Annotated in this window: 14 protein-coding genes; 9 read left to right on the top strand and 5 right to left on the bottom strand. The window is 54.5% G+C overall.

What is annotated here, in order from left to right:
- The first annotated feature begins 73 nt into the window (after positions 1-73).
- Positions 74-1504: an IS1182 family transposase gene (locus tag BFP90_RS03975; RefSeq protein ID WP_065895849.1), complete on the top strand. Its 1431-nt coding sequence runs from the start codon at positions 74-76 to the stop codon at positions 1502-1504.
- 243 nt (positions 1505-1747) lie between these two features.
- Here BFP90_RS03975 and BFP90_RS03970 read toward each other — a convergent pair whose 3' ends face one another.
- From BFP90_RS03970 to BFP90_RS03960, 3 genes are all read right to left on the bottom strand, one after another.
- Complete coding sequence (locus BFP90_RS03970) at positions 1748-2329, bottom strand: NADPH-dependent FMN reductase (RefSeq protein WP_065883890.1); 582 nt, start codon at positions 2327-2329, stop codon at positions 1748-1750.
- Positions 2330-2451: 122 nt separating this feature from the next.
- On the bottom strand, positions 2452-3195 hold the full coding sequence (locus BFP90_RS03965; protein ID WP_056861412.1) for an SDR family NAD(P)-dependent oxidoreductase: 744 nt from the start codon (positions 3193-3195) through the stop codon (positions 2452-2454).
- Positions 3196-3197: 2 nt separating this feature from the next.
- Positions 3198-4055: an SDR family NAD(P)-dependent oxidoreductase gene (locus BFP90_RS03960; RefSeq protein ID WP_056861411.1), complete on the bottom strand. Its 858-nt coding sequence runs from the start codon at positions 4053-4055 to the stop codon at positions 3198-3200.
- A 149-nt stretch (positions 4056-4204) separates the two neighbouring features.
- Between BFP90_RS03960 and BFP90_RS03955 the strand changes: the two genes are divergently transcribed.
- From BFP90_RS03955 to BFP90_RS03930, 8 genes are all read left to right on the top strand, one after another.
- Positions 4205-5164 carry a LysR substrate-binding domain-containing protein gene (locus BFP90_RS03955; protein WP_240997065.1) on the top strand — a complete coding sequence of 320 codons (960 nt, stop codon included), beginning with the start codon at positions 4205-4207 and terminating at the stop codon, positions 5162-5164.
- Between the two features lie 256 nt (positions 5165-5420).
- Positions 5421-7064 carry a GMC family oxidoreductase gene (locus BFP90_RS03950; protein WP_065896001.1) on the top strand — a complete coding sequence of 548 codons (1644 nt, stop codon included), beginning with the start codon at positions 5421-5423 and terminating at the stop codon, positions 7062-7064.
- Positions 7065-7388: 324 nt separating this feature from the next.
- Positions 7389-8135: an AAA family ATPase gene (locus BFP90_RS27065; RefSeq protein WP_083203152.1), complete on the top strand. Its 747-nt coding sequence runs from the start codon at positions 7389-7391 to the stop codon at positions 8133-8135.
- A 279-nt stretch (positions 8136-8414) separates the two neighbouring features.
- Positions 8415-8783 (top strand): hypothetical protein, encoded by a 369-nt coding sequence (locus BFP90_RS27060; RefSeq protein ID WP_083203151.1) that lies wholly within the window; start codon positions 8415-8417, stop codon positions 8781-8783.
- Positions 8784-9099: 316 nt separating this feature from the next.
- Positions 9100-10722, top strand: a complete 1623-nt coding sequence (locus tag BFP90_RS03945) for a methyl-accepting chemotaxis protein (protein ID WP_065896000.1) — start codon at positions 9100-9102, stop codon at positions 10720-10722.
- 30 nt (positions 10723-10752) lie between these two features.
- Positions 10753-11448 carry a DUF1963 domain-containing protein gene (locus BFP90_RS03940; RefSeq protein WP_065895999.1) on the top strand — a complete coding sequence of 232 codons (696 nt, stop codon included), beginning with the start codon at positions 10753-10755 and terminating at the stop codon, positions 11446-11448.
- Between the two features lie 158 nt (positions 11449-11606).
- Positions 11607-12569 carry a tetratricopeptide repeat protein gene (locus tag BFP90_RS03935; RefSeq protein ID WP_065895998.1) on the top strand — a complete coding sequence of 321 codons (963 nt, stop codon included), beginning with the start codon at positions 11607-11609 and terminating at the stop codon, positions 12567-12569.
- Positions 12570-12643: 74 nt separating this feature from the next.
- On the top strand, positions 12644-13348 hold the full coding sequence (locus BFP90_RS03930) for an aspartate/glutamate racemase family protein (RefSeq protein WP_256097449.1): 705 nt from the start codon (positions 12644-12646) through the stop codon (positions 13346-13348).
- A gap of 98 nt (positions 13349-13446) precedes the next feature.
- On the opposite strand, the gene BFP90_RS03925 is transcribed toward BFP90_RS03930, so the two are convergent.
- A complete protein-coding gene (locus BFP90_RS03925; RefSeq protein ID WP_017136893.1) occupies positions 13447-13680 on the bottom strand; it encodes a hypothetical protein in 234 nt (77 codons plus the stop codon).
- 298 nt (positions 13681-13978) lie between these two features.
- Positions 13979-14563, bottom strand: coding sequence for a hypothetical protein (locus BFP90_RS03920; RefSeq protein ID WP_065895997.1), 585 nt, complete (start codon positions 14561-14563; stop codon positions 13979-13981).
- Positions 14564-14576: the final 13 nt, after the last annotated feature.

The following is a 14576-nucleotide window of genomic DNA, read 5'->3' as shown; positions in this document are numbered from 1 at the left end:
GGCCCAGAGTGTGTAAAAACGCCTTCGCGAACTCTTGCTATGATTTCTGAGGATTTCATCGCAGGGATCGCCCATGAAGCGCTTTATCCAAGGTGAACATCGAGGCCAAGGCACCTTACTTCCCGAGAGCCTCGACGACTACGTCAGCGATACCAATCCGGTGCGGGTAGTCGACGTCTTTGTCGACGAACTCGACCTGGTCAGTCTGGGTTTTGAGGGTGCTATTCCTGCTGACACAGGCCGGCCGGCTTACCACCCCGCGATCCTGCTGAAGATCTATATCTACGGTTATCTCAACCGCATCCAGTCGAGCCGACGTTTGGAGCGAGAAGCCCAACGCAACGTCGAGCTGATGTGGCTGACCGGGCGTTTGATGCCGGATTTCAAGACCATCGCCAACTTCCGAAAAGACAACAGCAAGGCCATTCAAGGCGTCTGTCGCCAGTTCGTTGTGCTGTGTCAGCAGTTGGGACTGTTCGGAGAAAATCTGGTCGCCATCGATGGCAGTAAATTCAAAGCAGTCAACAACCGCGACCGCAATTTCACCAGCGCCAAATTGAAGCGGCGAATGGAAGAAATTGAATCGAGCATCAAGCGTTACCTGGCTGCACTCGATGCTGCCGATCGGCAAGAACCCACAGCTTCCGAGCCTAGCGCCGTGCGGCTGGAAGAGAAAATCGCCAAGCTCAAAACTCAAATGAAGGAGCTTCACGCGATCGAAATCCATCTCAATGAATCGCCGGATAAACAGGTCTCACTGACCGATCCAGACGCCCGCTCCATGAAGACGCGTGGCACGGGAATCGTCGGCTACAACGTGCAGACAGCGGTCGATACTCAGCACCATTTGATCGTTGCACATGAGGTGACCAACGTCGGTTCCGACCGCGATCAACTCAGCTCAATGGCCAAGCAGGCCCGCGAGGCTATGGCGTCAGAAACGTTGTCGGTAGTGGCTGATCGAGGTTACTTCAAAAGCGAACAAATCCTGGCTTGTCACGCTGCCGGCATCACCGCCTATGTGCCCAAGCCGATGACCTCTGGAGCCAAGGCAGACGGGCGTTTCAATAACGATGCCTTCCTCTATGACGCGGCAAAAAACGAATACATTTGCCCGGCTGGAGAGGCGCTGATCTGGCGCTATACCAACGTTGAAAAAGGCCTGACGTTGCACCGTTACTGGAGTTCGAAATGCCAGGGCTGCGCGTTGAAGTCGCAATGCACTCCGAGCACGGAACGACGGGTTCGACGCTGGGAGCATGAAGCCGTATTGGAGGAGATGCAGCTTCGGCTGAGCAAAGCGCCGGAGATGATGCGAGTCCGAAAGCGGACGGTTGAGCATCCCTTCGGGACGCTCAAACAATGGATGGGTGCGACGCACTTCCTGACGCGAAAGCTGGCCGGGGTGGGCGCGGAGATGAGTTTAAATGTGCTCGCCTACAACATGAAACGAGTCATGAAACTCATCGGTGCTCACGGTTTGATGAAGGCGCTATCGGCATAAAAAAGCTGATTTTGGCCCATCCCAGAGGCTATAAACAGAGTTGACGTGTTCCAGGTCGCGGCTGATGCAATACGCAGTATTTGCCATGCGCTCGTTCAGCCACGAACGTCAATGATCCAAGACGACGAGGCCTTGAGCGTTTTTACACACTCTGGGCCATTAGCGGACACTAAGGCCGTACGTGAAACCTGAGACGACTCATACAACGCCTTAGATCAGCCAAAGCAGAGAGTTTCTAGCACCCTAGATTAAACCCGTTGACTTGGCGGTATTGATTTCGACCCATGCAGCAAAGGCGTCAATGAATTTTTTCAAGAACTGAGTAGTTCCGTCGTCATTCAAATTTCCGCCTGGCCCCAGTAGCCTTGTCGCCCCACCGATATACGCTTCCGGCTGCTGCAAAAGTGGCATGTCCAGAAATACCATAGACTGACGTAAATGATGGTTAGCACCGAAGCCGCCGCTGGCACCGGGCGATACGCTTACGATAGCTGCGGGTTTGCCTGCCCACACAGACTCGCCGTAAGGGCGAGAACCAATATCAATGGCGTTCTTCAATACACCAGGAACTGACCTGTTGTATTCGGGAGTGAAAAACAGTACTCCATCTTTCGACGCCATATTTTGGCGAAAACGAGTCCAGGCTTCAGGGGCACTCTTACCGTTTTCTTCCAAGTCTTGGTTAAACAGATTCAGTTCATTGATCTCGACTATTTCTAATAAAAGGCTCGGTGGCGCAAGCGCGATTACTTCTTGAGCAAATAGGCGGTTCAACGACTCTTTGCGCAGGCTGCCGACAATGACGGCAATCTTTTTAGGCGACATGATGGGACCTTGATTTAAGTGGCTTTAAAGGGGGTAATCAATTTGAAAAGAACAAAAAAACGGACGTCGAACGGTGGCCGAACGATGAGGACTGCCCCACCGCCTGGTCATGTGGGTCTGCCCTATACTTTGGCGGCGCCGTTGACAACCAGGTGATGACCGGAAATCCAAGCTGCATCGTCACTTGCCAGGAAAAGCACGGCGCCTTCGACATCGGCGACAGAGCCCAAGCGCGCAAATGGCGACAACTGTGCCAATGCCTGATAGTCATTTTCCTGAAGGTTTGCGATGACACCGGCGTCACGTAGCGGCCCCGGTACCACACCGTTCACCGTGACGTTACGCTTGCCCATTTCCTGCGCGAGACATTCAACGTAAAGCCGGCCGGCGGCTTTGCTTCCGGCATACGCGGTGAAGCCTGCGTTCGGTACGATCGTCGTAGTGGACGAAATCACGATGATGCGTCCACCATCGGTAACATGGCGCGCACTTTCGCGAAGCGTATAGAAGGTGCCAAACACATTGGTTTTGGTGACAGCCTCGAACATCGCGTTATCGATTTCCGTGATCGGTGTGTCGATAAGCTCCCGCCCGGCATTGGCCACGACAATATCGATGCGCCCAAATCGAGCCAGCACTGCTGCGAATATGGCTTTGACAGCGTCCGGGTCGCTGATGTCTCCCCCGATGGCCATTGCTTGAGCGCCCTCAGCAACGAGAGCCTCGACATTTCGGTCGGCTGCGGCAGCGTCAGTGTTGTACGTCAACGCAACGGAAGCCCCCTCTCTGGCAAAACGACGTGCCAGGGATAATCCGAGCCCGCGCGATGCGCCGGTAATCAGTACAACTTTGTTGGTCATTCGCATGATCAGATTCCGTTGATGCTGCGTTCTGTAGAGGTTGCGTTGCCCTGCCACTGGACAAGTTCCTGCTCGACTTTGGCCATTTTTGCACGCATTCCGCCCATCGCATCGGCACCCAAGGCCGCGTGTACGGGTGGATGATCCGCCTCCATCAGGTTGATAATCGCCAAAGCCCCTTTTCCTGGAACATTCGGCTGCTTACCTTGCAGACCACCTATAGCTACACGGAACTTACCGACGGGTGTGCCTTCATAGTCATCGATTTTTTGCTCGACGTAAGCCAGTGAGCGACCCGCAAATTGGGTCTCGAATACACCGATGGTCAACACAGTCGTGGCGATGTTAAAGGGTGCAAGTTCACCTGCCAGTGCTTCCCCCAGGATGTCAGTAGCGCCCTTAGCGGCCGAGTACACGCCCATGCCCGGGTAGCCAATGAAGCCACCGATTGCGGAGAATTGAATGATGTGCCCGCTGCGCTGCTTGCGCATCGCAGGGGTTACAGCGCGAATGATGTTCAGGCCGCCAAAGAAATTCAGATCGAATACACGCCGCGCTTCTCGATCCGTCATTTCTTCAACTGCACCCACTGTGCCAGCACCCGCACAGTTGGCGACAATGTCGATACGTCCAAAGTGATCCAGCACCTGGGCCACACCCGTTTTGACCGCCACATCGTCTGTCACGTCTACCAAAACGCCCATGCCCTGCGCAGCATGTTTACCGTTATAGAAATCCACTTCTTCTTGCTTGCGAAAGGTGGCTGCGACTAGCGCACCTTTTTCCAGCAGTTGATGCACTAACTCGCGCCCCAATCCCGATGAGGCACCAGTAACGAGGACGACTTTGCCATTTATTGATTTCATTCTCTGCTCCGGGGTTTGGCTATTCACCGGATGTTAGGTATTGGGCCTCCCCCCAACAAGCCGGTTTGGCCAGATTCAACTTCCCGCTCATTGGACGCTCCTTCCCAGCGAAACATTGCCAAATAACCACATAGTTCTAGACGGTACCCTTGGAACTCTTCAAGATTAAAAATTGCCTTCCTATGATTGGGCCATACGTGAATCGGCTGGACCTGAACGATCTGTTTATTTTTGTCAATGTGGTCGATCGCGGTGGGTTTACTGCCGCAGTTGCAAGTACCGGTATGCCCAAGTCAACGCTTAGCCACCGCATGCAACAATTGGAGGGCGAATTAGGTGTGCGTTTGCTCAGCCGAACGTCGCGTCGCTTCGGTATGACCGAGGCAGGAGAAGAGTTTTACCAGCACGCGCTGGCCGCGCTGCGAGAAGCGGAGATGGCAGAAATGTCAGTGCGTCAGCGGTTGTTGGAGCCCGTCGGGACCATCCGGTGTACCGCTGGAGTCGCGACCATGAATTTCGCCATGGCGGGCATGATCGCTGACTTCCTTCGTGTCTATCCCAAGATCAATATGGTCGCTCATGCAGCCGATCGAACCATCGATATTGTTGGCGAAAATTACGACGTCGCCATCCGGGCGCATGAGGCTCCATTGCCGGACTCCGATCTTGTCCAGCGCATGCTCGGGGTCGCTCCCTGGTTTCTGTTCGCCGGATCAAGCTATCTGGCCGAACATGGCGCACCGGCCACGCCAGCGGAGCTAAGCAGCCACGCCTCGATTTTCTTTGCGCGAGCTAATGCCCCCATGAACTGGCGGTTGCGCCATGTCACTTTATCGATCGAAGAAATTGCTGTGCCCATCATGCCGCGGCTGCAAAGCGAGGACATGCTCAGCCTGCAACATGCAGCTATCAGCGGGCTTGGGATTGTGGCCCTGCCGAGTTACATCGCGCGGGCGGCCGTTGCGCGTGGTGAGCTTCATCGAGTTCTGCCCGAATGGATAGCTGGCGATGCCAGGATCACTGCACTGGTACCTTCCCGCAAAGGATTACTGCCGTCAGTACGTGTTTTCTTGGATCACTTGGCTTTGGAGTTTCCCAAGATCCTCTAGCTGTAAAGCCATCCTTAATACGCTGGGCAAATCGTTGCAGCGGCTTCTCCGTGAATACAGCACATTTTTTTACCGAATACAGCAACTACGGCGGCACTACCGAGCGGGTAGGCGCCGAAGATAGGGGGAGTTCTCGACGTCCATTCCACCGGACACAGATTCCAGAAACCCCGTCTTGCTGGGTCAGGTACGCGTTCCTACCATGGTTTCTTGCCTCTCATCCTCGACGGCACTAACGATACCTGATCTGGAATCTATGACTTTGACAATCACACGACGCGGCGCGATAGCTTTGGGAGCACAGGCAGTGCTGGTTGCAATGACGGCAGGCGCTGCTACGTTTGCCTCTAGTGCAACGCGCAGCTCCAGTAAAACTAAAGAGACCCCTCGGACTGGCAAGAAGTTTGACGTGGTGATCGTCGGTGGTGGATCTGCCGGTGCCGTCCTTGCAGCACGTCTCAGTGCCGACCCGCTGCGCAGTGTGCTGCTGCTCGACGCAGGTCCCGACTTTGCGCCCGACCGGTATCCAGCAGTGCTGACGAACGCCGACCTAGTTGCCGCCTCTCCCGAATACGACTGGCATTACCATAGTGACGACTCAGCTCGGATAGGTCACGACATAGCCATCCCACGCGGCCGAGTGATCGGTGGTAGCTCCGCGGTCAATGCTGCTGTGGCGATGCGTGCGCGTCCTGCCGACTTTGCGCGCTGGGCCGGACGCGGAATCGAAGGTTGGGCTTGGCCGGAAGTGCTGTCCGCCTACCGAACGATGGAAAACACGCCAACTGGCGAAGATGCATGGCATGGCCGTACCGGCCCATTTCCAGTGCGTCAGCGCACTGCTGCGCAGAATACTATCTCAATGCGTGCTTTCGTGGCGGCTGCCGAGTCAGTTGGACTGCCGCTCGTGGATGACTTCAACGGCGCGCGCCAGCACGGCGTAGGTCCCTACCCGTTGAATGTCATCAACGGCACCCGAATCAATACCGGCATGGCTTACCTGAGTGCAGACGTGCGGGCTCGCGCCAACCTCACTATCCGCGGCCACGCTGAAGCCGACCGCGTCCTGATAGAACGAGAACGCGCCATAGGTGTATTGCTAGTAGACGGCGAGATAGTTCCAGCCGGCGAAGTAATCTTGTCGGCCGGTGCCATAGGCAGCCCCGCTATCCTGCTACGCTCCGGTATCGGCCCACAAGGCCATCTTCGCGAGATGGGAATCGCCACCGTCGCTGATCTACCGGTAGGTGAACGGTTGCAAGAACATCCGTTTTTCTTCAACGTCTACGCGCTGAAGACCTCCGCAATTGCTATGACCCCAGCCGGCGGCGCCATCGCCTGGACTCGTTCGCAACACGCCGCACCGGACGATCTGGACTTACATATCTCCGGTACACACCTGATCGACCCAAAGGCAAGCCCTACCGGCGGTGCGATAGTGCTGGCATGCGCCGTCACATTACCTAAATCCAACGGTAGCGTACGCTTGACCAGCCGTGACCCCCGAGTTGCGCCGAACATTCGGTACAACTTTTTTGAACAGGAAAATGACTTGGATCGCATGGTCGAAGCTGTAGAACTGTCTCGCAAGATTGGCCGCAGTGCACCGTTTGCTGACTTGGTTGACCATGAAATGACACCGGGTAGCAGCGTACTTGAAGGCAAGGCTTTGCGACAAAACATCGTAAACAATGTCGCCGGCTATCAGCACCCCACGTCGAGCGTGCCGATGGGCGCGGACGGTGACAAGGCCGCCGTAGTCAACAATTGGGGCGCGGTGCGAGGTATCGCGGCACTGCGTGTTGTGGATGCCTCTATCATCCCGGATATCCCATCGGTGGCGACAAATCTTACTACTATCATGCTAGCCGAACGCATTGGTGCCCACCTGACTCGATAATTTCCCCGAACGCAGCGTAAAACTGGAGCATCAATGATTGGATCGCTAAAGCCGAACTCTGCAATAAGAACCATAATCTGAAATTGAATAAAATATACGGAGACCGTTGAGCAAACGCCGTCAATAGACGATAAATTGCAAATTAGAAGTTTGGCCGAAACAGCGCCGCAACTGCGGCGCGAGCCAAGAATGGTTTATTTTTATGTCGGACATATCTAGTGCTTATAAAAAAGAGCCAAACTACAGAAAGACTATTTATAATTACCCTAAGTATCACACATATAACTATAACCATCAAATAAGATAAATAAAGCCAGGAAGTTAATGCCTTACATTAAGAGAATTGAAATCTTAGAGAACTATAGAGAAGAGAATAATTTCCCCTTCTATTTGCCTTCAATTCAATCAATTAGCAAAATCGAGCTTCATCCCGTGATAAATTTTTTCGTTGGAGAAAACGGTAGCGGTAAGTCAACCCTCTTAGAGGCTATTGCAGTTTCATGTGGCTTTAATCATGAGGGAGGCAGTAAGAATTTCAAGTTTTCTTCCAGCGATGAAAAATCCCTACTGTCCAAGGCATTGCGCTTGTCACGCACAGCAAAGCGACCTCGAGATGGCTATTTTTATCGCGCAGAAAGTTTTTATAATGTAATTACAGAGATGAATAAGTTGGATTGCGGACCTGGCGGGCCAGCTATTAAGGACTCATACGGGGGAAACGATCTTCATACGAGGTCTCATGGGGAGGCTTTTATGGATCTGATTTTACATCGATTCGGAGGAAACGGATTGTATTTACTAGACGAGCCTGAATCTGCGCTATCTCCCCAACGCCAATTATCTCTGCTGGTACGTATAGCGGAACTCGCAAAACAAAATTCGCAGTTCATAATTGCAACTCACTCACCAATTTTAATTGCTTACCCGGGCGCCAGAATTTGGGAGTTTACCAATAGTGGATTGGTAGAGAAGGAATATTCAGAAACTGAAAACTACCTAATTATGAAAAGTTACTTTGCTAACCCTGAAAGCTTTATGAGCAAACTATTTGATGAAAAGCATGATTTTTAGTTAGTTCAGGCACTGAAGAACATCGATGGCTAGAGCGTTTATCAAGATCGCTGGCGCAAAAAAATGAATTGTTGCCGATCGCGGCTTAATAAGTACGACGGCATTATTGCCTTGTTTAGCGTAGATCGAGATGCCGCCGATTTTGAGGAGAATGGCCACTTCTTGCCGAAAGCGGTAGCCTGGTACGGCAGGTTTCGGCTAGAAGCGCACTCGACAGTTAGCCGCTGATGTCTCTACGCTGATCGATCTGGTGAAAGCACACCACTAAAAGGAGCAGTCATGTTGGTAGTTGCCGTTGATCGAGATAGCGTTCATGCGGGAGATGATCTGGAAAGTCATGCAATATCGATCACATTCGATCAATCAGCAACACTGCGCACCTTGATCGAAGTGATACAAGATATGGACTACCTACCTCGTATCAGTGGAGGCAAGGCCACTTGGGTTGTTTATTCATCTGGCAAACCATTAGGTGTTTTAGCCCGGCAATGGCCAGAACCTAAATTGGTCGTGCGCCCCGAGAGCATCGTGGATCAATATTTCGGAAATATCGAGCCTCGCCTACTTTTCAGATATTGGTGTCAGGCAGATCCAGATGAGGTCTTTTCGGATGCCCAGGCCGGAAATGAACTGCCATCACGATTTTAGGATGGGCAGGAGGCATTGCTTTAAATCAATGCGAGATTACTGCTGTGGGTCGAGAGCCGCCTCCCGTGAACGACTGCTTTTGGCCGAAAGCCGCCCTTCATCTCAACTCCAAACAACAGGATATCTCCAAGGGAAACACAACAAAAATTCCTAACGCCGCCGGTTGAACTCCCCTCAAGAACCGCTCTACCACGCCGATGACAAGGCTAATAGCTTGCGCGGCCACAGCCGCCAACCGATACCGCAGACAGGGAAGTTTGGACGTCTTTTTCACGCCCAACCCGGCGCACCTCAAACCTGTCATGAGTATCAACCCATGCTGCAAAAATCCCTGAGAGCCCAAATCCTCACGCTGCTGAGCGCCAGCCTGCTGGCGATATTGCTGATTGCCTTGGCCTGCTTTCATTTTCTGTCCAACGGCGTGCAAAACTACGCCAACCTGATCGAAGGTCCGCTGCACACTTCGCAATTGATCGATGAGGCCAACTTGCAATTCAAGGTGCAGGTTCAGGAGTGGAAAAACGTATTGCTGCGGGGTAAGCAGCCGGCGGACCTGGATAAATACTGGAAGCAATTCGAAGACCGTCAGCGCGACGTACAGGGGATACTCGGCGAACTGGCCGGCCAGAAAGGCCTGGACGGCCAACTCAAGACCCGCATCGAACGCCTGCGTGACGAACACCGTCAGTTGGGCAGCGCTTACCAGAAAGGTCGCGATGCCTATATCGCCGCCGGGGCGGACCCGACCGCAGGCGACGCCGCCGTCAAAGGTGTGGACCGCGCCACCAGCGATCAGATGAGCGAACTGGTCAGCGAACTGCGTAAGCAGGGCACCGAGCAATCGGCGCTGATCAGCGCAGCAGCCGATCGCACGGTGATATTGGGGACTACCGTGATGCTCGCCTCGGGGCTGTTGATCGGCCTGTTGAGCCTTTGGTTGATCAACCGCAACTTGGTTGACCCCATCCGCAAGCTGATCGACTACGTGGAGCAGTTGAGCCGAGGCAAATTTGCCGAACGCGTGGCCAGCGCCCGTAAAGACGAGTTAGGCAAACTGGCCATGGCCGCCAACACCCTGCGCGATTTTCTTGCCGAAACCTTCAGCCGCCTGCAGCGCAGCGCCAATGACCTGGACAGCGCCAGTGGCGAGCTGAGCGCCATCGCCGGCCTCATCGCCAGCGGCACCAACGAGCAGTTCAACCGTACCGATCAAGTGGCGACGGCGATGAACGAAATGTCCGCCACCGCCCAGGAAGTGGCACGTCATGCGGCCGATGCCGCACGGGCGGCCGATGATGCCGACCAGTCCGCGCAGCAGGGCGAAAAAGTCATGAGCAACACCATTCACACCATCACCCAGATGCGTGGCGAGATCGTCAACACCGCCACCGTGATCCGTCGCCTGGAAACCGACAGTGGTCGCATCAGCAAGGTGCTGGAGGTCATTCGCGGCATCGCCGAGCAGACTAACTTGCTGGCACTGAACGCGGCGATCGAAGCGGCCCGTGCAGGTGACGCCGGACGCGGTTTTGCGGTAGTCGCAGACGAGGTGCGCAGCCTGGCTCAGCGTACGGCGACATCGATCATCGAGATCAACCAGATTATCCAGACCGTGCAAACCGGCGCGGAAGACGCGGCCAAGGCGATTGAAAGCGGCCAGACGCGCAGTGAAGAAAGTGTCGCGCAAGTGAATCAGGCCGGTGTCATGCTGGAGCGCATCACCCATGCGGTGGAAGCCATTCGCGACATGAACCGTCAGATTGCTACCGCCGCCGAAGAGCAAACCTCTGTGGCCGAAGATATCTCGCGCAACCTCACCGAAATCACCTCGATTGCCAGTACCAACCTGGACAATGTGCAGCGCACCGAAGCGGCAAGCCACAACCTTCACGGGTTGTCCGGACAGTTGAATGAAGTGACGGCACGCCTGAGTGCCTAGCTAATACCTGATAGCAAGGACGCCTCCCCCATGGACCTCCACCAAATCAAACACCACCTGGCCCGTCCCACACTGAAACTCACCGCCGGGGGCTTTCGCCCTCTCGGTACTGACGAAGAAAGCTGGCTAGGCAACGTCTTCCTGTTCAGTCCCGATGAAGGCGTGCCGGTCAATCAGGCAGGGCAGCCGTTGCTGCCCTATGCCCAGTTCTACCTGCCCGCCCTGCCCTTTATCAGCCCGTTACTAACGGGAGTGCGTGTGCTGACGGTATTTATTTCAAATCCATTTCCCGAACCCTTTGAGCCCATGGGCGACAATTGGGTGATCCGCGAATACGGGCCACAGGATATGTTGGTGCGCAAGGTGCTGCCGGTGGAGGGTACGTTTCTCAAAGCCTTCGCGCTGAACGCCCAGGTCGTGCCGGAAGATTTTCCGCTGTGGGATGGCGGCGGCGTACCGGCTGATGTTGAGCAGGCGATACTCGAGCTGCAACGCGTAGGCGAACTGCAGAGCTACTACGACCTGGTCACTCACACCTACGAACACAAAATTGGCGGCTATCCGTCGTTTTGCCAGTCAGGGGTGGATCCGGGCGAAGGCTTTGAGTTTGTCTTCCAGATTTCGTCGGATGCGAAGATCAATCTGAATGTGGTCGACAATGGGAGCCTGATGTTCTGGAAGCACGTCGAGACTGGGGAATGGGCGTTTTATTATGATTTTTACTGAGGCTTGAAGAGGCGCAAGCGCATGTCCCCGCACACGCACGAAGCTGAGCCAATTTCCCCAAATGCAGCTGCGCCGTTCCAAACCAGACATTTAAATTTGTCTGTAAACCATGAGCGTCTTAGCATCACTGCAAATAACGGATCGTTGAAAGGCCCCTCATGCACCTTCATGGACTGAAAGCTCTATTACCGTGGTCACTGCTCGTCATGATGTGTTGCGCCGAAGCCGCCACAGTGGCAGCGAGCGACAAAGCGGTAAGCCTCTTCGAAGCGCAACAATACCGGGCGACGATTGAGGAAGCGGATCGCGTGCTTCAAACCGATCCGGCCAACCCCGAAGTGTTGAATATCAAGGCGTTGGCAGTGTCCGCGCGGGGTGATGACCGCACCGCGATCCGCCTGGTTACCCAGGCACTGGAGGCGGCTAAACAGAATGGCCAGGTATCCATCGCACAACAGGCGACCTACTGGAACAACCTCGGTTATTTACACGAACGACAACGCAATCTGGACATTGCCCTGGGCTACTATGAAAAAGCCTTGAAAATGCGCCTCGCGGTTCTGAGCGCAGATGACCTGCTGATTGCCGATACCTATAACAACATCGGTACCGCTCAGAGCAAATTGGGCCGATATGAAGAGGCCTTCGAAAACCTGCGCAAAAATCTCGCGCTGAGAAAGCGAATAGTGGGAGACCACGACGCTTCGGTCGCCGTGTCACTGAACAACCTGGGCAATGCCTATAACCTCCAGGGCAACCACCAGGCCGCACTGCCGCTTTTTCAGCAGGCACTGGACATCGACATGGCCCTGCACGGGCCCCGGCATCCGACGGTCGCCATCCGTTGGAACAACCTCGGCGACGCCTATCGCGGCCTGGGCCAGTACGACAAAGCGCTAACCTACCTGACCAAGGCGCTGAACAGTGACCGCGCAACGTTCGGGGAGAACCACCCCAAGGTAATTTTGCGCTATTTCAACCTGGCAAGAGTCTACGAGGCGCAAGGTGACACCGCGAAGGCGCGCGAGGCCTATGCAAAAGCCCTTCAGATACTCAGACAGGTCGACCCCGAAGACGTTGCGCAAATCCGCTACTTCGAGGAAAAACTGCGAATACTGTAGCTAGTGAAACCTGGGCTGACATTTGAACAATGATGCTCTGCCCGGCTTTTCGCCGCGTGTAAAAACGCGCAGCCATGCTCAAGGATTTCAGGGAGAAGAGGAATGTCATGCGAATAGCCTGCCTACATACCGCTCAAAGCAACGTGGCAGTCTTCGACTCGGCTGCAAAAGCGCTTGGTATTGGGCCAACTGTTTTGCAGCACGAGGTTCGTGCTGATCTCCTGGCAGCGGCTGAACGCTCAGGCGTACTGACTGCGCAGGTATCGAATGCAACGCAGCAAGCGCTTCTGTCACTCGCTGACCATGCTGACACCGTTCTGCTCACCTGTTCGACCTTGGGCCCGTCTATCGAGGGCCTTGCAAAGAACACATCATCCGTAATTATAAGAGCGGATGAAGCGCTGGCCCGTGCTGCGGTGCGTGCGAATACGCAGGGTGGCAAAATCGTGGTCTTGTGTGCCATCCAAACCACTGTCGAGCCTACATCTCGTCTTTTCATGCACGCTGCGCAGGCGTCCAAAGCGCTGGTTGAAATACGACTGGTTTGCGGGGCTTGGGCACGCTTTAAATCCGGTGATTTAACAGGGTATCTGGCCGCTGTTGCCGAAGCGGTGGACCGGGCATACCTCGACGGCGCCTCGGTGGTCGCCCTGGGGCAAGCATCAATGAGTGAAGCTGCATCGCTCGTGACAACGAGTTCTTCACCGCTCACCAGCGCCACGGAAGGTTTGAAGGCAGCGGTGGAAGCCGCATCGAGGCACGTAAAATCGGGGTCATAAAATTAGAGTCAGACCACCGTTTAAAATAACGGACAACGTAAGCACCGCTTGAGTTAGGCCCTGGCGGCGGAAAAACCGGCATCAGGACCTTCGTACCTTCAGCCCTTCAACTCACCGGCACGATTGCTCGCCGCATCATCGTAAGCCACGTACAACGACTCGGCGATCTGGCTTTTGATGGCCTTGGTGGACTCCAGGCCCAACACAAACCCTTCGGCCTTGCCGCCGGCGCGGTTGAGTTCTTCGTGGGTGGCAGCGCCAGTGATGGCGTCGAGGAGTTTGGCGGCGTGCGGCCCTACGCCTTTGGGCAGGGAGATTTGGTCGATGGACATGGCGGTACCTTTAAGAATGAGGTCGGTAGCGCGTGTAACCACTGCCGGGGCGAGCATGGTAAACCGGCTGGCGAAGAAAGGGGCTGCTTTCGGCTAATGCCCGTCAGTTAAGGCTTTTTGTAGGAGCGAGGGGGCGCCTGGCTCTTGCTTGCGAAAAACTCACAGGCACCGCGTTCATTCAGGAAACACGCGTTATCGTTGACGTTTTTCGCGAGCAAGCTCGCTCCTACAGAGGGCGGTGTTCGCTTAACTGAATGGCATTAGCCGCTTTCGGCCCTAGAAATGCGCCAGCGCAGCGTCACGGCTGGCAATCACTTCGCAGCTGTTCAAGCATTATCCTGGCTGCCGGACTTCCATTTGAAGCATCAACTTCTTTTTCAAGCAGGTACATATTGATGCCTTCCCTGATCAACTTATCGACAACCTCGGAGTACTGCATAGCATTAGCCATAGGGCTGCTCAGATAAAGCGCATGGTACTTGAACTGGTCTCGAATAGTTTCACACCACCCACGCTGCGCCCTTAAATCGTCAACTTCTAAAACTTCCTCCGCCGAAAAGATCAAATAGGCGACGTAGTTTTCGTACTGCTCAAGGTCCGCGCCGGCTTTGAAACTATTAAATTTAGGGTCATTGAACGGATAAGAGGCGGCCGAAAACTTCGGATGGGATAACGCCGTACTCAAGTACTCTCTGTATATGGACTTGGCAGCAGCGACTCTTGATTCATTCAGTTGATTATAGGCAACGCCTGCCGCCGCCACGGCAACCAGAAAAGTTAACAGCGATGAAATGCCTGATACATCGGAGTATTTACCCAAACGCAGTTTACGCACCACAAAAACACCGAAAACCACAGCCGCTATGCAAATTGCAATTACCATGACACGCCTTAAA

Source organism: Pseudomonas sp. 24 E 13, assembly GCF_900004715.1.
Taxonomy (GTDB): Bacteria; Pseudomonadota; Gammaproteobacteria; order Pseudomonadales; family Pseudomonadaceae; genus Aquipseudomonas; species Aquipseudomonas orientalis_A.
This window is presented reverse-complemented; position numbering and strand designations above follow the sequence as displayed.